Source organism: Acidimicrobiales bacterium (genome assembly GCA_025455885.1).
Lineage (GTDB): Bacteria > Actinomycetota > Acidimicrobiia > Acidimicrobiales > Acidimicrobilacustridaceae > Rhabdothermincola_A.
Window position 1 is genome coordinate 13,178 of record JALOLR010000010.1, and the last position, 20,792, is coordinate 33,969.

The 20,792-nt window shown below is 72.5% G+C and carries 22 protein-coding genes and 1 pseudogene; 10 read left to right on the forward strand and 13 right to left on the reverse strand.

From position 1 onward, the window contains the following. The first annotated feature begins 40 nt into the window (after positions 1-40). A complete protein-coding gene (locus MUE36_10015) occupies positions 41-487 on the forward strand; it encodes a nuclear transport factor 2 family protein (GenBank protein ID MCU0311266.1) in 447 nt (148 codons plus the stop codon). A gap of 47 nt (positions 488-534) precedes the next feature. Here the strand turns inward: MUE36_10015 and MUE36_10020 are convergent, their stop codons facing one another. Then, the gene (locus MUE36_10020) at positions 535-2,370 is read right to left on the reverse strand and encodes a sodium:proton antiporter (GenBank protein MCU0311267.1); all 1,836 of its coding nucleotides are present in this window, start codon (positions 2,368-2,370) and stop codon (positions 535-537) included. Positions 2,371-2,544: 174 nt separating this feature from the next. On the opposite strand from MUE36_10020, the gene MUE36_10025 reads away from it, so the two are divergent. Continuing rightward, positions 2,545-5,091: an FtsX-like permease family protein gene (locus MUE36_10025; GenBank protein MCU0311268.1), complete on the forward strand. Its 2,547-nt coding sequence runs from the start codon at positions 2,545-2,547 to the stop codon at positions 5,089-5,091. A gap of 25 nt (positions 5,092-5,116) precedes the next feature. Here the strand turns inward: MUE36_10025 and MUE36_10030 are convergent, their stop codons facing one another. Next, positions 5,117-6,019, reverse strand: coding sequence for an SDR family NAD(P)-dependent oxidoreductase (locus MUE36_10030; GenBank protein ID MCU0311269.1), 903 nt, complete (start codon positions 6,017-6,019; stop codon positions 5,117-5,119). Between the two features lie 138 nt (positions 6,020-6,157). Here MUE36_10030 and MUE36_10035 point away from each other — a divergent pair, with 138 nt between their 5' ends. Both MUE36_10035 and MUE36_10040 read left to right on the forward strand, forming a co-directional pair. Next, positions 6,158-6,526 (forward strand): hypothetical protein, encoded by a 369-nt coding sequence (locus MUE36_10035; GenBank protein MCU0311270.1) that lies wholly within the window; start codon positions 6,158-6,160, stop codon positions 6,524-6,526. 65 nt (positions 6,527-6,591) lie between these two features. Next, positions 6,592-7,623: an LLM class F420-dependent oxidoreductase gene (locus MUE36_10040; GenBank protein MCU0311271.1), complete on the forward strand. Its 1,032-nt coding sequence runs from the start codon at positions 6,592-6,594 to the stop codon at positions 7,621-7,623. Positions 7,624-7,641: 18 nt separating this feature from the next. Here the strand turns inward: MUE36_10040 and MUE36_10045 are convergent, their stop codons facing one another. The 5 genes from MUE36_10045 to MUE36_10065 all read right to left on the reverse strand — a co-directional run bounded on the left by MUE36_10045 (position 7,642) and on the right by MUE36_10065 (position 11,787). Beyond that, positions 7,642-8,604, reverse strand: coding sequence for a nitronate monooxygenase (locus MUE36_10045; protein ID MCU0311272.1), 963 nt, complete (start codon positions 8,602-8,604; stop codon positions 7,642-7,644). Between the two features lie 105 nt (positions 8,605-8,709). Continuing rightward, entirely contained in the window at positions 8,710-9,591 is an 882-nt protein-coding gene (locus tag MUE36_10050) for a hypothetical protein (protein MCU0311273.1), read from the reverse strand. A 51-nt stretch (positions 9,592-9,642) separates the two neighbouring features. Next, positions 9,643-10,110 carry a DUF983 domain-containing protein gene (locus MUE36_10055; protein ID MCU0311274.1) on the reverse strand — a complete coding sequence of 156 codons (468 nt, stop codon included), beginning with the start codon at positions 10,108-10,110 and terminating at the stop codon, positions 9,643-9,645. 7 nt (positions 10,111-10,117) lie between these two features. Beyond that, positions 10,118-10,642 (reverse strand): NUDIX domain-containing protein, encoded by a 525-nt coding sequence (locus MUE36_10060; GenBank protein MCU0311275.1) that lies wholly within the window; start codon positions 10,640-10,642, stop codon positions 10,118-10,120. Further along, entirely contained in the window at positions 10,639-11,787 is a 1,149-nt protein-coding gene (locus MUE36_10065; GenBank protein ID MCU0311276.1) for a DUF2332 domain-containing protein, read from the reverse strand. The genes MUE36_10060 and MUE36_10065 overlap by 4 nt, the downstream gene beginning before the upstream one ends. Before the next feature lie 68 nt (positions 11,788-11,855). Between MUE36_10065 and MUE36_10070 the strand changes: the two genes are divergently transcribed. Then, positions 11,856-12,335, forward strand: coding sequence for a DUF983 domain-containing protein (locus tag MUE36_10070; GenBank protein ID MCU0311277.1), 480 nt, complete (start codon positions 11,856-11,858; stop codon positions 12,333-12,335). A gap of 28 nt (positions 12,336-12,363) precedes the next feature. Here the strand turns inward: MUE36_10070 and MUE36_10075 are convergent, their stop codons facing one another. Both MUE36_10075 and MUE36_10080 read right to left on the reverse strand, forming a co-directional pair. Further along, the gene (locus MUE36_10075) at positions 12,364-12,975 is read right to left on the reverse strand and encodes a protease inhibitor I42 family protein (GenBank protein MCU0311278.1); all 612 of its coding nucleotides are present in this window, start codon (positions 12,973-12,975) and stop codon (positions 12,364-12,366) included. Next, positions 12,903-13,086: pseudogene (locus MUE36_10080) on the reverse strand (hypothetical protein). Before MUE36_10080 ends, MUE36_10075 begins: the two are co-directional and overlap by 73 nt. A 16-nt stretch (positions 13,087-13,102) precedes the next feature. Between MUE36_10080 and MUE36_10085 the strand changes: the two are divergent. Together MUE36_10085 and MUE36_10090 are read left to right on the forward strand one after the other, a co-directional pair. After that, positions 13,103-14,335: an acyl-CoA dehydrogenase family protein gene (locus MUE36_10085; GenBank protein ID MCU0311279.1), complete on the forward strand. Its 1,233-nt coding sequence runs from the start codon at positions 13,103-13,105 to the stop codon at positions 14,333-14,335. A 70-nt stretch (positions 14,336-14,405) separates the two neighbouring features. After that, entirely contained in the window at positions 14,406-14,813 is a 408-nt protein-coding gene (locus MUE36_10090; protein ID MCU0311280.1) for a PH domain-containing protein, read from the forward strand. 48 nt (positions 14,814-14,861) lie between these two features. Here the strand turns inward: MUE36_10090 and MUE36_10095 are convergent, their stop codons facing one another. The 4 genes from MUE36_10095 to MUE36_10110 all read right to left on the reverse strand — a co-directional run bounded on the left by MUE36_10095 (position 14,862) and on the right by MUE36_10110 (position 18,670). Beyond that, a complete protein-coding gene (locus tag MUE36_10095) occupies positions 14,862-15,722 on the reverse strand; it encodes an amidohydrolase family protein (GenBank protein MCU0311281.1) in 861 nt (286 codons plus the stop codon). A 164-nt stretch (positions 15,723-15,886) separates the two neighbouring features. Next, positions 15,887-16,099 (reverse strand): hypothetical protein, encoded by a 213-nt coding sequence (locus tag MUE36_10100; protein MCU0311282.1) that lies wholly within the window; start codon positions 16,097-16,099, stop codon positions 15,887-15,889. Between the two features lie 145 nt (positions 16,100-16,244). Beyond that, entirely contained in the window at positions 16,245-17,372 is a 1,128-nt protein-coding gene (locus tag MUE36_10105; protein ID MCU0311283.1) for a flippase-like domain-containing protein, read from the reverse strand. A 68-nt stretch (positions 17,373-17,440) separates the two neighbouring features. Beyond that, positions 17,441-18,670, reverse strand: a complete 1,230-nt coding sequence (locus MUE36_10110; protein MCU0311284.1) for a CoA transferase — start codon at positions 18,668-18,670, stop codon at positions 17,441-17,443. A 143-nt stretch (positions 18,671-18,813) separates the two neighbouring features. On the opposite strand from MUE36_10110, the gene MUE36_10115 reads away from it, so the two are divergent. Genes MUE36_10115 through MUE36_10125 form a run of 3 tightly spaced genes read left to right on the forward strand, consistent with a single transcriptional unit; the run spans position 18,814 to position 20,784 of the window. Then, positions 18,814-19,008, forward strand: coding sequence for a ferredoxin (locus tag MUE36_10115; GenBank protein MCU0311285.1), 195 nt, complete (start codon positions 18,814-18,816; stop codon positions 19,006-19,008). 40 nt (positions 19,009-19,048) lie between these two features. Then, complete coding sequence (locus MUE36_10120; GenBank protein MCU0311286.1) at positions 19,049-20,281, forward strand: FAD-dependent oxidoreductase; 1,233 nt, start codon at positions 19,049-19,051, stop codon at positions 20,279-20,281. Further along, positions 20,278-20,784 carry an NUDIX domain-containing protein gene (locus tag MUE36_10125; GenBank protein ID MCU0311287.1) on the forward strand — a complete coding sequence of 169 codons (507 nt, stop codon included), beginning with the start codon at positions 20,278-20,280 and terminating at the stop codon, positions 20,782-20,784. The genes MUE36_10120 and MUE36_10125 overlap by 4 nt, the downstream gene beginning before the upstream one ends. Positions 20,785-20,792 lie beyond the last annotated feature (8 nt).

Here is a 20,792-nt window from a genome sequence, read left to right on the forward strand (position 1 = left end):
CGGGCCAATCCTGGCCCGGGCCACCGCTACGGTGCACGCCGTGCCCGGCCCCCTCGATCCGTCCGTCCCCGCCGACGCCGCGGCGCTCGAGGCGGTGCAGGCCGCCAACGACGCCTTCTACGCGGCGTTCGAGGCCCGTGACCTCGACGCGATGTCCGACCTGTGGGCTCACGACGACCGGGTGAGCTGCGTGCACCCGGGGTGGGTCACCCTGCGGGGGTGGGGGGCGGTGGCGTCGAGCTGGGCGGCGCTCTTCGGCGGACCCCAGCGCCTCCAGTTCATCGTCACCGACGTGAGCGTGGTGGTCGCCGGCGACGTGGCCTGGGTGACCTGCGACGAGAACCTCCTCGGCGGCGACGGGGGCGCCACCGTCGCGGTGGTCAACCTCTTCGCCCGCGACCCCGATGGGCACTGGCGGATGATGGCCCACCACGGCTCGCCCGTGATGGGCCGCTCCAGCGGTGCCGACGCCGCCGACGGCCACTGAGGCGCCCACCGCGAGCCCACCGGGGCGCGTGGCGACCCAGCCTCGTCTCAGGCGAGCACGATCAACGTGTCACCGGCTGCGAAGGTGCTGCGCCGGGGTGCGAGGTCGAGGTGCCCCGCCCGTGTGACGAGGCACAGCAGCGCGGCGTCGCCGATCGCGGCGTCGGCGGCCCCGTCGTCGTCGGGCCCGATGGCCAGCGTTCGCACCGTGGCGCCTCGCTCGAAGGCCCGCTGCAGATCCTGCTGGGTGACCCCGCGTCCGAACGGCCGGCGGGTCCAGGTGGTCGCAGGCGCCACCTCGACCAGTTCCTCGTCGCCGCCGTCGGGCTTGCGGGTCCGCCCGCCGCCGCCGATCACCAGGTCGCGGAGCCGTCCGATCCGGGAGTCGGCGGTGACGGCTTCGGTGCGCCCGTGGGCGGGCAGCACGAAGACCTCCTTGCGGGACAGGTCGTCGAGACAGCGGGTGAGGGCGACGGCGTTGTGCTCGTCGTCGGGCGAGGCGATGACCGCCGAGCGGATGCCCTGGAACGCCACGTCGAGCCGGTCCGAGAGGATCGGGGCGGTGAGGAGCCGCCACGGGTGGGTCCGTCCCACGAGGTCGTAGCGGCCGCTGGCCGCGACGGTGACGTCGACGCCCTGCTCGGTGAGTCGGTCGGCCAGCGCCAGGAGCCATGGCTCTCCCCCGACGAGGAGGACGCCACTCGGGTCCGGTGACGTGACGCCGAGGCGCCGGGCCACGGGTCGGGCGCTGAGGCCGTAGACGAGGCAGGTGCCGACGATCACGAGGAAGACGACCGCGGCGACCTTGTCGCCGTCCTGGCCGGCATCGGTGAGCTTCAACCCGAAGAGGGCCGACGTGGCCGCGGCCACGATGCCCCGGGGCCCCATCCAGCCGATGAAGGCCCGGTCGGCGGGCTTCATCCCGGATCCGGCGGTGCACACCCACGCCACGAGGGGTCGCACCACGAGCACGGCGAACCCGACGAGCACCAGCGAGGGCACGAGGACCTCGGCGAGCTGGTCCACCTCGGTCCGTGCCGACAAGAGGATGAACAGGCCCCCGAGGACGATGATGCCGATGTCCTGGTTGAAGGCGGTGATGCGCCGCACCTGGATGAACCGTTGGTTGGCGAGGGCCACGCCCAGGGCGGTGGTGGCGAAGAGCCCGGCCTCCGACTGGAGGGCCTCGGCGGCCGCGTAGGCGCCGACGACGATCATGAAGGTGACGGCGAGCTCGAGGTCGTCGGGGACGAGGAACCGACGCAGGGCGGCGACGATCAGCGCCGCACCGACGAGTCCGAAGGCGATCCCCACCCCGGCGGTGCCGAGGAGGCCTCGGCCGGGCGATCCGTCGTCGAGCACCACCTGCAGCACGACGAGGGCGAGGGTCGCCCCGATCGGGTCGATCATGATGCCCTCCCACCGCAGGACCGTCGACGCCGGGGGGCGGGGGCGGGCCAGCTTCAGCAGCGGTCCGACCACGGTGGGTCCGCTGACCACGAGGAGGGCGCCGAGGACGGCGGCCTCGCCGGTCTCGAGGCCGAAGAGCGGCACCGACACGACGGCCAGCAGGCTGCCGGTGATGAGCACACCGATCGTGATGAGGCGCACCACCGGCTTGGCCCCGTGGGTGCGCAGCTCGGCGAGGTCGAGTCCGAGCCCGCCCTCGAAGAGCAACAGGCCGACGGCGAGCGAGACGACCGGGAACAGGGAGTCGCCGAAGATCTCGTCGGAGTCGACGAGGTCGAGCCACGGCCCGACGACCAGTCCCGCGGCGATGAGCAACAGGATGGCCGGGAGCCGGACCCGTCGGGCCAGCCACTGCATGCCGACCCCGAGCACCACGATCGTGCCCAGGCCGACGATCACGGAGTTGTCGTCCATGGGGGCGAGGTCTCCCGGTTCGGGCGAGGTGCGGTCGGTCGGGTGGTCGGGTGGTCGGCGGTCGGGGGATCCTAGGACGGGGCACGACCCGGTCCCCGTCCCGGCGCGGATGGTGCGAGACTCTGACACCGCGGACCGGCCGGTCCGACCCGTTCGAGCGGACAGGGGTCAGCGGTGCTGCGTGTCACCTTGCGGGGGCTCATCGCCCACAAGCTGCGGCTGGCCACGACGGCGCTGGCCATCCTCCTCGGGGTGGCGTTCATGTCCGGCACGCTCGTGCTCACCGCCACCATCGGGGCCACCTTCGACGGGCTCTACGCCGACATCAACGCCGGCACCGACGTCCAGGTGCGCTCCGCCGAGGTGGTCGACACCGAGTTCGGTGAGCAGCGCGGCACGCTCGACGAGGGGATCGTCGCCGAGGTGGCGGCCGTCGACGGCGTCCGGACCGCCTCACCGGACGTCACCGGCTACGCCCAGTTCGTCGACAAGGACGGCCGAGCCATCGGGAACCCGAACCAGGGCGCGCCGACCCTCGGCTTCAACTGGATCGAGGATCCCGAGCTGAGCCCGCTGAACCTCGCCGCCGGCCGACCCCCGGAGGGGGACGGCGAGGTCGTGATGGACAAGGGCACGGCCGACGCCAACGGCTTCGAGGTCGGCGACGAGGTCACGGTCCTCTCGGCCTCGGGATCCGAGGCGTTCACCGTGGTCGGCACCACCCGCTTCGGGAAGGTCGACAGCCCCCTCGGGGCCACGCTCGCCGTGTTCGACCTCCCGACGGCACAACGGGTCGTCGGGCTCCCCGGGAGGCTCTCGGCGGTCTCGGTGATCGCCGAGGAGGGGGTCGGCCCCGACGACCTCGCCGCCCGGCTCGACGCGGCCCTCCCCGAGACGGCGCAGGCCATCACCGGCGCCGAGCTCACCGAGGAGCAACAGACCCAGACCCGTCAGGCTCTCGGGTTCTTCAACACGTTCCTGCTGGTGTTCGCGCTCATCGCCCTGTTCGTCGGCTCGTTCATCATCTACAACACCTTCTCGATCATCGTCGCGCAGCGCACCCGCGAGATGGCCCTGCTGCGGGCCATCGGGGCGGGTCGCCGCCAGGTGCTCGGATCGGTCATGGTCGAGGCCCTCGTCACGGGCGTGCTCGCCTCGGCGCTCGGCGTGGTCGCCGGTCTCGGGGTCGCCGTCGTGCTGCGCAACCTGTTCGCCCTGCTCGGCATCGACATCCCCGCCACCGGGCTCACCATCGAGCCGAGCGCGGTCGTGATCCCCCTGGTCGTCGGCGTGGTGATCACCCTCGCGTCGGCCTACTTCCCGGCCCGCAAGGCGTCCCGGGTGCCGCCCATCGCCGCCATGCGTGACGTGGCGATCGACGAGTCGGGCCGGTCCCTCACCCGGATGCTGGCCGGTGTGGCGATCCTCACGCTCGGGATCGTCATGGTGGCCGGCGGTCTGTGGGCCGACATCGACAACGCCGTCGCGCTCGTCGGGCTCGGAGCGGCCGTCACCTTCCTCGGCGTCGCCGTCCTCGGCCCCGTGCTCGCCCGTCCGCTGGCCGGGGCGCTCGCCTCCCCCCTGCCCCGCCTGAGGGGCATCGCCGGTCGGCTGGCCCGTGAGAACGCCATGCGCAACCCCAAGCGCACCTCGGCCACCGCCGCCGCGCTGATGATCGGGGTCGGGCTCGTCGGCTTCATCACCATCGTGGCGGCGTCGGCGTCGACCTCGATCCGGGGGACGGTCGACGAGGGCTTCCTCGGCGACCTCGTCGTGCAGAGCAACGCCGGGATCGGCGGCGGGCTCCCCCCGACGGTGGCCTCCGGGATCGCCGCCCTCCCCGAGGTGGCGGTCGTCTCGTCCGAGCGCATCGGCCCGGCGCTCGTCGACGGCTCGGGTACCCTGCTCTACGCCGTCGACGCGTCCACGTTCGTCCAGATCGGCGACCTGCAGGTCTCCGCGGGCGACCTCACGGCCCTCGACGAGCCGGGCACCATCGCCGTCTACCAGGGCACGGCCGACGAAAAGGGCCTGGCCCTGGGCGACACCGTCCCGGTCGTCTATCCGGCCACCGGGGCCCAGGAGCTCGAGGTCGTGGCGTTCTTCGACGAGCAGCAGATCCTCGGCGAGTACGCCACCGGGCTCGCCACGTTCGAGGCCAACAACGACGTCCAGCTCGACACCTTCGTGTACCTACAGCTGGCGCCGGGCGTGTCGCTCGACGAGGGCCGGGCGGCGGTGGCCGCCGTCACCGATCCCTTCCCGAACGCCGACCTCCAGGACAAGACCGAGTTCGCGGACTCGATCGTCGGACAGATCAACCAGCTCCTGAACCTCGTCTACGTGCTGTTGCTCCTGGCGGTGGTCATCGCGCTCATCGGGATCGCCAACACCCTCGCCCTGTCCATCTTCGAGCGCACCCGGGAGCTCGGCCTGCTGCGGGCGGTGGGGATGACCCGCAGGCAGCTCCGGTCGGCGGTGCGCTGGGAGTCGGTGATCATCGCCGTGATGGGCACCGTGCTCGGCCTCGTGATCGGAGCCTTCTTCGGGTGGGCCCTCGTCACGTCGTTGCGCAGCGAGGGCTTCACCGACCTCACCTTCCCGGTCGTCCAGCTCGTCGTCGTGGTGGTGATGGCCGCCGCCGCCGGGGTGCTGGCGGCCGTGCCCCCAGCGCGTCGGGCGGCCCGCCTCGACGTGCTGCGGGCCATCTCCACGGAGTGACGGGCGGCCGGCGACCGGTGGGGGGTCAGCCCCTGCCCAGGACCGTGTCGACGATCTTCGAGATCTCGCCGCTCGAGTCCTCGGGGACGATGTAGCCGGTCTCGTCGCGGATCTCGTCCCAGTGCTCGGCGATGTCCTCGGCCGTGAGCTGCGGGTTGTAGTACCCCGGGGTCAGCCCGACGAAGAACCGGCTGATGATGCCGCCCGCCGCGGAGTAGACCTCGCCGCTCACCTCGCAGGCTTCCGATGCGAGGTACGCGACCAGCGGGCTCACCAGCCTGGGGTCGAGCGCCTCGCCGGCCGCACCGAACATCTCCTCGGTCATCCGGGTCTTGGCGACCGGGGCGATGGCGTTGACCTTGATGTTCGCCTTGCGCCCCTCGATGGCCAGCACCCGCGTGAAGCCGACGAGGCCCATCTTCGCCGCCCCGTAGTTGGCCTGGCCGAAGTTGCCGAGGATCCCCGAGTTCGACGACGTCGACACCACCCGCCCGTAGCCCTTCTCGCGCATGATCAGCCAGGCGGGCTGGGTGACGTGGAAGGCGCCCAGCAGGTGCACCTGGATCACGGGCTCGAGCAGTTCGGGGGTGAGGTTGTGGAAGGACTTGTCGCGCAGGATCCCCGCGTTGTTGACCACGATGTCGACCGTGCCGAACGCGTCGAGGGCGGTCTGCACGACGGCCTTGCCCCCGTCGGCGGTGGCCACGGAGTTGGTGTCGGCGACGGCTTCGCCGCCGAGGGCGACGATCTCCTCGACCACCTTCTGGGCGGGGCCGACGTCGCCGCCCTCGCCGGACACCGAGCCGCCGAGGTCGTTCACCACGATGCGGGCGCCGCGGCGGGCCAGCTCGAGGGCGTGCTCGCGCCCGAGGCCGCCGCCCGCCCCGGTGATGATGGCGACCCTTCCGTCGAAGCCGATGTCGGCCATGTGTGGTGTCCTCCTGGGCGCCCGTGCGGGCCCGTGGTCGTTCGAGGCCACGACAGTACCGAGGTCCCGTGGCCCCGCCCAACGGACAGGGGGCTCCCGTCGTCTTCGTCGGAGGCCTCCCCGACCGGTAACGTCGCCGTGTCCCCCGTCCCGCCCGGACGGGGCCCCACCCCGGAGCGCCCCATGGTCCCGTCGATCAGCACCGAACAGGTCTTCCGCCGCCACCAGAAGGTGGTCGCCGTCGCCGACCTGCCGGGCGTCCCGGCCGGCACGCCCGGGAGGGTGTACTACGTCGCCGGCGTCACGTGGATCCGCTACCACGTCCTCTTCGAGAACGGCATGGAGCTGTCGAGCCTCGATGCCGCCCAGCTCGCCGACCTGAAGGACTGGAAGGCCGACGCCGCGGCACGCGCCCGTGAGGCCCAGCAGGCCGAGTGGGAGGCCCAGCGCCGCGAGCGTCGCGAGGCCGCGCTGGCCGACCTCGCCGACGGCCCGGCGGGGCACTGACCGCACCGACTCGACGTCGCGACCGCCACCGGCCCACGGCCGGGGTCGCAGGACAGGGGGACACCGTGAAGCTGGGCATGCAGATCGACTACGCCGGAGGGTTCAAGGCCTCCGCCGAGCGGGTGTCGACCTACGAGAAGGCGGGTCTCGACATCGCCTGGGTGGCCGAGGCCTACGGCTTCGACGGACCGAGCTTCATGGGGTACCTCGCGGCGACCACCGACACCATCACCATCGGCGCCGGCATCCTGCCGATCTACACGCGCACCCCGACGTTGATGGCCATGACCGCCGCAGGCATCGACGCCTTGTCCGACGGTCGCTTCATCCTCGGGCTGGGCGCCTCCGGACCGCAGGTGATCGAGGGGTTCCACGGCGTGAAGTACGACGCGCCCCTGGGGCGCACCCGGGAGATGATCGACATCTGCCGGTCGGTCTGGCGGCGTGACCGGGTCACCTACGAGGGACGCCACTATCGGCTCCCGCTCCCGCCCGGGGAGGGGACCGGGCTCGGCAAGCCCCTCAAGATCATCGCCCACCCCGTCCGCGAGCGGATCCCGATCTGGGTGGCGTCGCTCGGCCCCCGCAACGTGGCCATGACCGCCGAGAAGGCCGACGGCTGGCTGCCCATCTTCTTCGTCCCCGAGCGGGCCCGGGAGGTGTGGGGCGACGACCTCGACGCCGGCGCCGCCCGTCGCGAACCGGACCTCGGTCCGCTCGAGATCGCCGCCGGGGGCGTGGTGGCGATCGGGGAGGACGCCGGCCCCACCGTCGAGATGACCCGACCCATGGTGGCGCTCTACGTCGGCGGCATGGGCGCCAGGGGCCGCAACTTCTACAACGACCTCATGTGCCGGTACGGCTACGAGGCGGAGGCCGCCGAGATCCAGGACCTCTACCTCGACGGTCGGAAGGACGAGGCCGCCGCGAAGGTCCCCGCCGACTTCCTCGAGCTCACCAACCTCTGCGGGCCCGAGGGCTTCGTCAAGGAGCGCCTGGCCGCCTACGCCGAGGCCGGGGTGACCGTCCTCAACATCGTCCCCGTCGGCCCCGACCCCCTCGCGATCATCGAGAAGATCAGGGAGTGGACGGCCTGACCCCGGGCTGAGTCCCGTTCAGCGCAGCGAGGCGACCCGGTCGAGGACGGCTTCGGCCTCGGCGACGAACCTGCGCACGACGTCGCCGGCCGGCTCGATCCCGTCGATGCCGCCGACGGCCTGGCCGGCGGGCCAGAACTCGATGTCGGGATCGACCTCGGTGTCGGGACCGAGGCCGAGGTGGTTGGCGCCGTCGCCCATGGACTTCACGAACTGCGCCGGGAACGGGTCGGCCCGTCCGCCGGCGTCCTCGAAGGCCTGGGTGTAGGCGTTGCGGTTCACCCGGCAGGTCTTGCCGGTGTAGGCGCGTGTGACGACCGTGTCGTCCTCGGCCATGGCCACGAGGCGCTCCTTGTACCCGGGGGTGCCCCACGCCTCGGGCGTGGCGATGAACCGGGTCCCCACCCACACCCCGGCCGCACCGAGGGTGAGGGCAGCGGCGAGCCCCCGCCCGTCGAAGAGACCGCCTGCGGCGACCACCGGCACCCGACCCTCGACGGCGTCGACGACCTGGGGGACCAACGCCATGGTGGCCACCGTCCCGGTGTGGCCGCCCGCCTCCGTGCCCTGGGCGATCACCAGGTCGCAGCCCGCGGCGACGGCGGCCACGGCGTGGCGGACCTTCCCGCACATCGACGCGATGAGGATGTTGTTGTCGTGGCACAGCCGGACGACGTCGCGGGGCACGCCCAGCCCGGCCACGAAGACCCGTCCGCCGTGGTCGATGATGGCCTGCACCTGGGCGGGCATGTCGCCGGGCATGGCCGTCAGGAGGTCGACGCCGAACGGCTTGGCGGTGAGCCCTCGCACCAGCTCCATCTCGGCGATCATCCGTTCGGTGCTCATCGTCGAGGCACCCATGCACCCGAAGCCCCCGGCCTCGCTCACCGCCGCCACCAGCGCGTGGTAGCTGACCCCGCCCATGCCGGCGAGCATCACCGGGTGCTCGATCTCGAGGACGTCGGTCAGTGCGGTGTGCATGGCGGTAGCCCACACCCTCGGGTCCGGTCGGTCAAGCAGCCGCGCCGCGACGGGCGCCCCTGTGGGGGCGGGCGAGCTCCGGATGCCCGCCGCCCGCCGACCGGATCACTCGTAGTCGCGGAGGCGGGCCTCGACCTTGGCCAGCAGGCGGGCCAGCTCGGAGCCGGCGGCCGGGGCGGGGCGGTCGTCGACGGTGGGCAGCGCAGTCGCCGCGCTGGCCTCGAGGATGTCGTCCGCGGTGTGGATGTGCTCCTCCACCGGGTGCACCGGACCGGACCAGTCGATCAGTCCGTTGCCGTTGCGGGACACGCCGGCCGTCGCGAAGCTGAGCGTCTCGGCGTGGGTGCTCTCGTGGATCTCGACCGGCGCCGCCACTGGCCCTTCGGCGACGCCGCCCAGGGAGCCGTCGTGGCCGGGCGCGTCGTCCGGCGTCGCCCAGTCGTCACCGACGACCGCCGGGCCCGACTCGGGGGGCTCGTCGTGACGGGCGGCCTCGTCGGCCCGGTCCCCGTCGTCGCCGAAGGTCAGCTCCACGACCTCGCCGGGCGTGCCCTCGTCCACGGTGGACTCGTCGGGCAGAGGGCCCTGACCCCACTCGGCGGGGACGGACCAGTCGATCGGCGCATCCCCGGCGTCGGCCAGGGCGCTGTCGGTGAGCCCCTCGAAGCCGTCGGCGGCGTCGGCCACGGCAGGGCTGGCGAAGACCGAGGGATCGATGACGAGGCGCCCCGACCGGGCCGGGGTGGGCACCCACCCGCCGAGGTCCTCGTCCGTGACGGCGGCCTCGCCCAGCGTCTCGACCCAGTCGGCGCTCGCAGCCTTCTCCTGACGGGCGGCCTGGAAGCGCAGGACGACCAGCGCGACCACCACGAGGACCAGCAACACCACTGCACCTGCGAGCAGACCCGCCGCGGCGGCTGCGACGGTGGCGACGGCCACGGCCACGACCACCGCTGCCGCAATCAGGTACTTGGTGAGCTTCGCCACGATGGCCCGACCTCCCGGAACGCGTGTCCGGCCTCGCCAGACTCCTGGCAGTTATCGGCGCGATCGCGGCGGAGGTGGAGTGGATTCTGTGGAAACGCCCCCGAAGCCCTCGCGGACCTCGCCGGGCTCGAGCGGGCGGAGCATGAGGTCGATGGCGAGCCAGATGGTCTTCGAGAACGGGAGGAAGGCCAGCGGCACGATCGCCGCAGTGGCCACGCCGGCCAGCACGAGGCCGAGCCCGGGGGGGTCCGGCCAGGTCACGAAGAACCCACCGAGGAGCACCAGGAGCAGCGCACCGAAGCTGACGATCGTGTTGATCCCGATGTCGCCGGTCCAGTGGCCCTCGATCCGGTTGAACCGCAGACCGCATCGGGGGCAGCGGTCGAGCATCCGGAACCACCGGCGGAACAGCCGGCCGCGTCCGCACACCCCGCAGCGCTTCGTGCACCCTCTCAGGAAGGTGCGGGCGAGGTGCTCGGTCGGGTCCCCGGCACCGCCCCGTGCGGCTGTGCGGCTCACCTGCGGATCACGATCGGTCGAACGGTCCGGGGCCGGAGTGCGTGATGTCGAGCGGCTCGTGCGGGAGGCGGCCGGCCACGAGGTCCGGCAGGAACTCCCGAAGGCGCACGGGCAGCACGGTGTCGTCGCTGGCCAGGAGCTCGTCGAGCTCCCACCACCGTGGCCCGGAGAAGGCCATGGCCTCGAACGCCTCGAGGCCTCCGGGGCGCAGCCGGGTCAGGTCGACCCCGTCGCACCAGCCGACGTGGACGTGTTCGTGCTGGTCGAAGCGCCAGCCGGCGAAGGTGAAGCGCGCATGCTGGGTCCACACGCACGGCCCGATCTCGACGTCGCTGATCCCGGTCTCCTCGAACAGCTCACGACGGGCGGCGTCGGCGGAGTCCTCGGCGCCGTCGATGCCCCCGCCGGGGATCTCCCACCACGACCCCTTGCCGGCGTCGGCGGGATCGCGGGCGGACAGCAGCAGCACCCGCGCTGCTTCGTCGAGCAGCACGACCCGCGCCGCTCGCCGACGGAGGACGAAATCGCTCATCGTCGTTCACCCCAGTCCAGCCAGCGTCCGTGGGGGTGCATCCACCCGAGCGCCGTGGTCTCGACCTCGCCGCCCCGCCACTGGCGCAGGCCGAGCAGGGTCGCCGTCCCGTCGCCGTCCGTCGTCGTCCGCTCGTGCTCGGTGTCGTCCACCCATGGGGTGACGTGGGGGCTCTCGGCGGTCACGAGGGCGACGTCGCGGTCTCGTCCGAGCGCGTCGACGGTTGCGCACACGTCCCGGCGGCCCTGACCGTCCAGGTAGGCGAGCGCCCACGTGGCGATCACGATCGGCACCGTCGCGTCGGGGACCGCGGCCAGCAGCGGGGCGAGGTCGGTACGGGCGTCGCCTCGGTGGAGCACCGGCGGGTCACGCCGCGCCACGGTGATCGCCGCCTCGAGGCGGTCGGCCCGATCGGGGACGCCCGGCCAGATGCAGGCCGACAGCCATCGGCAGGCGACGGGGTCCGTGACGTCGATCGGGTTCGGATCGATGCCTTCCCGGCGAACGATGTCGAGGGGTGAGGTCGGCAGCGGGGGGAGCGCCGAGCGGACCTCGCAGGTGAGGCGCACCGGTGATTCCGTGGGGCCGGCCCGGACGAGGGGCGTGGCGTCGGCCCCGAGGTAGGTCACCGAGAACCGGTCGAAGAAGAGGTTGAGCCCGGCGCTCGGCCCGATCTCGACCAGCGCCACCGGTCTGTCGCCGTCGACGCGCGCCACGGCCTCGGTGACCGCCGGGAGCAGTGCGGCGGAGCGGCCCACCTCGTTGGTCTGCACGGTGCGCGCCGCCATCGCGGCGCGCACCTCGGCGGTCCGCTCGAGGAGCAGGGAGCGGAACGTCGGCCAGGGGTCGTCGCGGTCGGCGCCCCGGTAGAGCCGGGCGAGGCGACCGGCCGGTTCGGCCAGCGCCATGTCGTGGGTCACCGCGAGGAGCAGCACCGGCGCCTTGCCCGGGGACACCACGCCGGCCACCGCGGCCAGGGCCTCGGGGTCCCCGGCCAGTGCGGTGGCGAGTCGGTCGTAGACGGGGGAGTAGTCGCGGAGGTCGCTCTCGGCGAGCGCCAGCAGCTTCTCGGCCAGGGCACCGACCTCGTCCTCGCGCCCCTCGGCCTCGGGTCGCGGTTGCGCTCGTCCCGCCCCTTCGTCCATCCGGCGAGGCTACCCAGCGTGTCGCCCCGGGCTCGGCAGTGGCGCGCCCTGTCGGGCACACTGGGACGGTGTCGACGCCCACGTCCACGATCCTGCGCCGGGGCTTCACACGGCGTTGCGCGGTGTGCGGCGAGGGCCACCTGTTCCGGCAATGGCTGCGGATGGTGCCGTCGTGCCCCCGGTGCGGACTGCGGTTCAACCGCCTCCCCGGTCACTGGCTGGGGTCCTGGTTCCTCAACGTCGTGCTCGTCCAGGTCGTCGTGGTCGCCATCCTCATCGTGGGCATGGCGAGCACCTACCCCGAGACCCCGATGGCGGCGATCGGCCTGATCGACCTGGCGGCGGCAGTCGCCGTGCCGCTCCTCTTCTTCCCGTTCTCACGCACCATCTGGCTGGCCATCGACGTCGTCATGCGCCCCCTCGCCCTCGAGGAGGACGTGCCGCCGGGCTATCTGCTCGAGGACGACATCCGCCGGCTGCGCGACGAGCGGGAGCCGTCGGAGGGCGGAGAGGGCGCGGGGGGTCGGGAGGGCCGCGACGCCGCCTGACGGTGACGTCACCGCAGCAGTGCTGCGGTCAGGCCGGGACCGGCACCTCCATGACGAAGGTGACGGTGGTGGTCGAGTCGTCGGCGACGGCGCCCACCCGGAGGTAGCGGAGGGTGACCGCGGTCGATCCCGGCGCCCGGGCGACGTAGGACAGGACCTGGGCGGCACGGGTGGGCACCGTGGTGGTCGGCGCCTCGGTCGGCGGGGGCGGGGCGGTCTCCGCAGGCGGCGGCACGGGCACATCGGTCCCCACCGCGGGCGCGTCGACGGGCGCGCCGGGATCGGGGGGTGGGGGCGGCGGGGTGGTCGTGGTGGTCGTGGTGGTCGGCACGCTCTCGCGGGGCACGAACTGCAGGCCGAGGGACACCACCACGTCGGGGTTCGGGCCCTCGACGACCTCCCAGCGGAACCCCTCGGTCGGCTCGGCGGGCAGCACGATGGCGAAGCGCTCACCGACCTGGGCGACGATCAGCGTCGTCGGATCGGTGTAGGTGGCGAAGGCCAGCGGGTCGTCGACGGGCACGGCCTCCGGGGCGAGGGTGGTGGAGGTGGTCCCGCCCCCGGCGTCGGTACCGTCGTCGGTGCACGCGGTGAGCCCGGCGGCGGCGACGGCGAGGCCGACGACGCCTGTCGCGAGCACGCGCCGGGCCCCCGCGAAGGTGCGAGCGGCACGGGTTCGGAGCATGGCGTCCCACCCTACGGCGGGCCCCGGGGCGACCGGCGACGGGGTTGGGGGGCCGGGGACGGGCGGCTCTAGAGTCGGCGGCGTGAACTTCGACGAGTCCCCCGAGGAAGCTGCGCTCCGGGCCGAGATCCGGGCGTTCCTGCAGGCCCACGCCACCCCGAAGACCGGCACGGACGCCGACTGGTCGCGCGGTCCGGTGGACGAGAGCGAGGAGGCCGCCGAGGCCTACATGGAGCGCACCCGAGAGTGGCAGCGCACGCTCTACGACAACGGTTGGGCGGGCATCACCTGGCCGAAGGAGTTCGGCGGCCGGGGCGGGTCGCCGGCCGAGGCCATCATCTTCGGCCAGGAGGCGGCCGCCTTCGACGTGACGGCCGGCTTCCTCGGAGCGGCGCTCTCCCTCGTGGGCCCGCCGATCATGCGTCACGGCAACGCCGAGCAGCAGGACCGGTACCTTCAGCCGCTGTTGCGTGGCGACGAGATGTGGTGCCAGCTCTTCAGCGAGCCCGGCGCAGGGTCCGACCTCGCCGCCCTCGGCACCCGGGCGGTGCGTGACGGCGACGAGTTCGTGGTGAACGGCCAGAAGGTCTGGAACACCCAGGCGCAGTTCGCCGACTACGGCATCCTCATCGCCCGCACCGATCCCGACGTGCCCAAGCACAAGGGCGTCACGTTCTTCATCGTGGACATGCACTCCCCGGGAGTCGAGGTGCGCCCGCTGCGCCAGGCCACCGGCCAGGCGCACTTCAACGAGGTGTTCTTCAACGACGTCCGCATCCCGGTGGAGAACGTCGTGGGCGAGGTCAACGGCGGCTGGCCGGTCACCCGGACCGTGCTCACCAGCGAGGCCGGCATGATCGGGTCCGGGGGCGGGGGCGCGTCGAGCTACGCGTCGCTGCTGTCGGCGGCCAGGGCCCACGGCCGCACCGACGACCCGGTGGTCCGCCAGGGGCTCGCCGACGTGTATTCGCGGGAGAAGATGCTGCAGTGGTTGGGTCTGCGCATGCAGACGTTCATCATGCACGGCAACGGCTCGCCGCCCGACCCGTCGGTGATGAAGAACTTCCTCACCCAGTCGACGGAGATCAAGGTGAACCTCGGCCTCGCCGTCGAGGGGGCCGGCGGCCTGCTCTCCGCCGGCGACGCCTTCGAGAACGGGTTCTGGCAGACGGCCGTGCTCAGCCAGTTCGCCTCGCGGATCGGTGGGGGGACCAACGAGGTGCACCGCAACATGATCGCCGAGCGCGCCCTCGGCCTGCCCAGGGACGCCAGCCCCGACAAGGACCTGCCGTGGCGCGACATCCTGAAGGCGTGAGCGGCCACGGCGACGGTCCACCGGGGCCGTGTGCGTCGTCGTTGTCGCCCGGACGGGCCAGACTGGACCCGTGAGAGGCATCGGCTTCCGTCTGCACATGCGGCCCGTGGCCCGCGTGGTGCGCACGGTCGTGCTGGTCGTGTGCATGCTGCTGGCCGGATCATGGGCGTGGTTCGCGGGGCCCGAGCTCTGGTTCCGGGTGGCCAGTGCCGTCGTGGCGCTGGCGTGCGTCGCCGGACTGCGCATCCTGTGGGGTCCCGTCGTCGTGGTGCGTCCCGAAGGGCTGCGCATCCAGCGCAACTGGCCCCTGCGCCGTGACATCCCCTGGTACCGGATCCTGGCGATCGACGTCATCCCCGGCTTCTGGAACCTCGAGATCGAGCTCAACTCGGGCCAGCGACTGGCGCTGCCCGCCGTCGACGACCTCGACCGGCTGTACCGGCTGATGGAGCAGCACCGCCAGGCCCTCGACGCCTGAGACCCGACCGCAGCGCGCGACGCGCCCCGGCCGGGGCTCCGGCGGAGGTCAGCCCAGCTTGAGCACCCTCAGGGCGTTCTCACGGAGGAACTTCGGCCACACGTCGTCCTTGAGGCCCACGTTCTCCATGTCCCCGAAGATCCGCTCGTAGCTGAGCCCGGCGGGGAAGTACCCGGCGTACATGACCTTGTCGGCGCCGCGCGTGTTGGCGTAGTCGAGGATCGCCTTCGGGTAGTGCTTCGGGGCGAACGCCGACGTCGAGTAGTAGAGGTTGGGCCACTTGAGCATGAGCTTCATGGCCAGCTCGGTCCAGGGTTCGGCGCCGTGGCGCATCACGAAGGTCAGGTCGGGGAAGTCGTACATGACCTCGTCGATCAGCTCCACGTGCTGGGGTGCGAAGGGGATGCGGGGCCCTGGGATGCCCACGCAGACGAAGATCGGGAGGTCGAGCTCCACGCACGTGGCGTAGACGGGGTACATCTTCTTGTCGTTCAGGGGGACCCGGTAGCCGGCCGGGAAGGTGCTCACGGCGCGCACCGGGAACCGTTCGACGGACTCGCGGATCTTCGCGATCGCCGGCATCGTGTCGTTGGGGTCGATCTCCACGCAGGTGACGAACCGGTCCGGGTGCTCCTCGACGGCCCGGGCGCAGTCCGGGTTGTCGGTGAGCCCCAGCATCGCCGTCTCGATGTTGTAGCGGTCGAGGTTGTCGACGAGGAGGGCGACGGGGTCGACGCTCTCCTCGATGTCGCTGGGGACGTCCTTGAACATGTACTGCGCAGGGAAGCGCATGTCCTTGCTCGAGTCGTCGCGGAGGTGGGGGGCGAGGAACTTGTAGACCTCGCGACGGTTGCGGCTCGGCATCCCGACGAAGGTCTCGATGATCCGGATGTCCTTGGGGTACCCCACGTGTGCTCCTCGTGTCGTCGTCGCGCCCGGCCGGCGCCCCGGGGATCGTAGGCGGCGCCGGACGCGGCGATGCCCGCCCCGGGGAGGGCGGGCATCGCATGCGCTCGTGGAGGGGGACCACGGCGCGGACGGGGCGGGTGGGGGGACCCGCTCCCGTCGGGGGATCAGGCCGCGGAGTGCACCTCGGGGGCCTCGACGCCGGCCTGGGCGTCGAGGAGGAAGGCCTCGAGCTCGAGCTCGCTGGCCCGGCGGCGGTAGGTGAGCGAGAGGACCTCGTCGAGGGACCCCGCCTGCTCACGCAGGCTGGTGGCGCGGGCCCGCAGGGTGGCGGCCCCGTCGAGGTGTCGGGCGGACGTGGTGGTGGTGGACTCGGCCATCTCGTGGCTCCCCTTCGGAACGGACTGACCTCTGCAACGGCGGAGGCCCCGGATTCCTTCCCGGATCGTCGCGTGACGTGCGTCATCGGCCCCGGAGTGATCGGCGGGGAGGGGCGTGACCTGTAGTGAGGCGGGTCCGGTCAACTCAGGTGGTGAGGGGGACCGCGGCGCTCCCGTAGCGGTGCCGGAAGGCGAAGTGGGCCACGAGTCCCGCCGGCAGCGGCAGCCAGTACGAGACGACCCGGTAGGCCAGCGTGGCCAACAGGGCCTGGTCGGAGGGGACGCCGGCCAGTACCAGCATCGCCGTGAGGCCCGCCTCGACGAACCCCAGCCCACCGGGGGTGATGGGGATCATGGCCAGCACCGCGGCGGCACCGTAGGCCAGTAGCACGAGGCTGAACCGGGGGCGGACCCCGACCGCCATCAGCGCGCAGACCAGCGCGAAGTAGTCGAGGAGCCAGTTGCCGATCGCGGCCACGAGAGCCGTGCGCCACCGCGCCCCCAGGCCCTCGACCATGAGGTTGCGTTGGGCCACCAGCCCCTCCGCGGTGGGACCGCCCTCCCGGTGGAGGCGGCGCAGGACGGGTTCGGACGCCCGCTCGACGAGACGGCCGAGCACCTGGAGGGGACGGTCGAACCGGACGAGCACGAAGCCCACCACCAACATGAGCACGAAGAGAGCGGCCCCTCCCCAGGCCACGCGGTCCAGCCCGTTCGGCACCGGTGCGCCCACGATCGAGAGCAGCAGCGCCACCAGCGGGAGCATGAACAGCACGCCGTTGGAGATGATCGCCGTCGCGGTGAGCGCTGCGCCCGCCGTCCCCTTGTTGATCCCCGAGACGGACAGCATGCGGAAGCCCGCGGCAGCCCCCATCGCACCTCCGCCGGGCACGGTCTTGGCCACGGCGTTCGAGACGAGTTGGGAGGTGGTGGCGACGAACCAGGAGACCTGCGGCAGCGCGATGCGGGTCAGCCACCACACGCACGCGTAGCTCCCCGCCATGAGCACGAACATGACGGCGAACCAGAGGAAGGGCAGCCCGAGCAGGCGCGGCACCGTCTCCCACATGTCGAGCAGCTGCGGGGCCAGGCCGTAGAGCGCGACGGCGGCGATGCCGAGTACGAGGATGCGCCCGATGATCCGCAGGACCGACGGCGTGCGCGGAACCTGGGTGTTCATGACACCCGCTCCGGCCGGCATGTGCCCGGCGTCGGCCTTCGGCACCCGGCCGAGCGACGCCGACGGATCGGCGAGTGGTCGGTCCTCGGGCACGCTCCGACGTTAGCGGCGTGGCTCGCGACGCCGCCGGGGCGGGGAGCCGCTCGCGATCAGCGGCGGGCCTACGTGACCGCGCCGGACGCCCGGAGGGCGGCGATGCGGTCGGCGTCGTAGCCGAGCAGCTCGCTCAGGACCTCGTCGGTGTGCTGGCCGGTGGTCGGGGCCATCCCCGGGTCGGGGAGCTCGGCGCCGACGAGCTTGACGGGGCTCGGGAGCATGTCGGCCCCGTGGGTCTCCTTCGGGAGCCACGGCATGCGGGCCTTGAAGTGCGGGTCGTCGGCGAGGGTCCGGGGCGTGTTGACCGGAGCCAGGAGGGCGTCGTTCTCGGCTGCCCACGCCATCCACTCGTCGGAGGTCTTGGTGAGGAAGATGTCGCGCAGCTCGGCCTGCAGCTCCCGGTTGCCGCGGGCGTGGTCGGCGTACTTCGAGCCGGGGTAGCGCTCGAACAGGTCGGGCCGCCCGATGTTCTCGCAGAAGCTCTTCCAGAAGGACTGCTCCGACGACATGAACAGGATGTGCCCGTCGGCGCTGTCGTACATCTGGTACCGGACGCCCTCCTTCATGCCGCCGGTGCCCGGGGCACGGCGCTCGTAGCCGTCGGCCTTGTTGCCGGTGACCTCGGACTCGGGCCGCTCGTAGGCCCGGTAGGTCTCGCTGCGCAGCCAGTCCATGGCCGCCGCGGCGTCGGCCTGGGCGATCTCCATCTGGCACCCCTCGCCGGTGGCCTGGGCCTTCACGATCCCGGCGAGGATCCCCATGGCCCCCATCACCGGGGCGGCGTTGATGCCCACCGAGAGGTGCTCGGGGATGTAGCAGAAGCCTTCTTCGTCGTAGGCGGGCGACACGATGCCGGCCCACGTGTCGTAGGCGATCCCGTGCGACGGCAGGTCCTTGTAGGGGCCGGTCATGCCGTAGCCGGAGATGGTCATGAAGACGATCTTCGGGTTGACGGCCTTCAGGTCGTCGTAGCCGAGGCCCCGGCGGGCCAGGGCGCCGGGGCGCATGGCCTCGACGACCGCGTCGGCGGTGCGGGCCAGCTCGCGGAAGACCTCCACGCCCTCGGGCGTGCGCAGGTCGATGGCGATGCTGCGCTTGCCGCGGTTGGCGTGCAGGAAGAGCAGCGAGGTGCCCTCGACGATCGGCCAGGTCATCTCGCGCCCGTAGTCCCCGGCCGGCGGCTCGACCTTGATGACCTCGGCGCCGAGGTCGACGAGGGGCTGGGTGATGGCGGCGGGTCCGAGCATCGAGGCCTCGAGGATGCGGACGCCGGCGAGCGGGGCGGTTGAGGTCATCCCGACAATCTGACACACCCTCAGATCGGCGGCACACCCCATCGGCCGGTGCCGCTGCGAGCCGGGCTCCGGTGCGCCGGCCTTCCCGGGATGGGGCATGATGGGCGGGCCGTCAGACGAGCCGGACCAACGAGGGGATCATCATGCGAGTCGTCGTCGATTTCGACCTGTGCGAGAGCAACGCAATCTGCATGGGCATCGCGCCCGAGGTGTTCGAGGTGCGTGATGACGACTTCCTCTACGTGCTCGACGAGACGCCCCCGGAATCGATGAGGGCCAAGCTCGAGGAAGCGGTGCAGCGCTGCCCGAAGCAGGCGATCTCGATCGCGGAGGACTGAGCGGTCACGATCCCCACCCACGAGGCGGGGCCCGTGACCCATGGATGACTCGATCGCCGTCGTCGGCGCGTCGCTGGCCGGCCTGCACGCGGCGCGGACCCTCCGCCACGAGGGGTTCGGCGGGCGGTTGACCGTCGTCGACGCCGACCCCCACACGCCCTACGACCGCCCTCCGCTCTCGAAGCAGGTCCTCACCGGGGACTGGGGGATCGACCGCATCGTCCTGCCCGCCGCCACCGAGGACCTCGATCTCGAGTGGCAACTCGGTTGCCGGGCGGTGGCGCTCGACGCCGCCACCCGTCGCCTGAGCCTCGACGGCCCGGGCGCGACGACGACGGAGGAGTTCGGACAGGTCGTCGTCGCCACCGGCGCCGCGGCCCGTCGCCTCCCGGGCACCGAGGGCATCGCCGGCATCCACGTGCTGCGTGATCTCGACGACGCGGTGGCCGTCCGTGAGGCCCTCGACGGCGGAGCGGCCCGGGTGGTCGTGATCGGTGCCGGCTTCATCGGCGCCGAGGTGGCGGCGAGCTGTCGGCACCGCGACCTCGCGGTCACGGTCGTGGAGGCCCTGCCCGTCCCGCTCGAGCGGGCCCTGGGCGCCGAGATGGGCGCGGTGTGCGCCCGCCTCCACGAGCACCACGGCGTCGACCTGCGGCTCGGTACCGGGGTCCAGGGGTTCGAGACCGACACGGCGCCCGACGGCGCCGAGCGGGTCCGGGCGGTGGTCCTCGCCGACGGCTCGACCGTCGACGCCGACCTGGTCGTCGTCGGCATCGGCGTCGCGGTGAACACCGGCTGGCTCGAGGGATCCGGGCTCCGCCTCGACGACGGCGTCGTCACCGACGAGACGCTCCTGGCCGCCCCGGGGGTCGTCGCCGCCGGCGACGTGGCCCGGTACCCCAGCGCCCGGTTCGGCCAGCCCCTGCGCGTCGAGCACTGGGAGCACGCCATCAGTGGTGGGGAGGCCGCCGCCCACCGGCTGCTGGCCGAGCGCGCCGGCACGGCACCGGCGGTGTTCGACCCCGTGCCCTGGTTCTGGAGCGACCAGTACGACCGCAAGATCCAGCTCGCCGGCCGTCCCGGTCCGGGCGACGAGGTGGCCGTCGTGCACGGCAGCACCGACGAGTTCCGGTTCGTGGCGCTCTACCGCCGGGGAGACCGCCTCGTCGGCGTCCTCGGCATGAACCGACCGCGCCACGTGATGCAACTGCGGGCGCTGCTCGAGGAGGACGCCGACTGGGACGCAGCCCTCGAACGGGCGGCGGCGCTGTGAGCGACGCCGACCCCGACGAGGAGATGGTCGAGATGCTCGACGACCTCGGCCAGGTGGTCTCGCTCGTCACGCGCCGGGAGATGCGCGAGCGCAACCTGTTGCACCGGGCGGTCTTCGTCGCGGTGGTCAACGGGTCCGACGAGATCCTCGTGCACCGGCGAGCCCCCTGGAAGGACATCTGGCCGGACGCCTGGGACATCGCCGTGGGCGGCATCGTCACCCCCGGGGAGGCCTGGGAGGCCGCCGCGGCGCGCGAGCTGGTCGAGGAGACGGGGGTCACCGTCGAACTCGGCTACCTCGGTGAGGGGGAGTACTCCGACGGCGAGGTGCGGGAGCTCGCCCGCGTGTACCACGCCCGCTCGGAAGGGCCCTTCACCTTCGTCGACGGCGAGATCGTCGAGGCGGCGTGGGTCCCGATCGCGCAGCTGCGGGAGTGGCTCGTTGGCCGGGCGGTCTGTCCTGACAGCATCGCCCTGGTCCTGCCCCGCCTCGACGCACCGTGAGGGGAGCG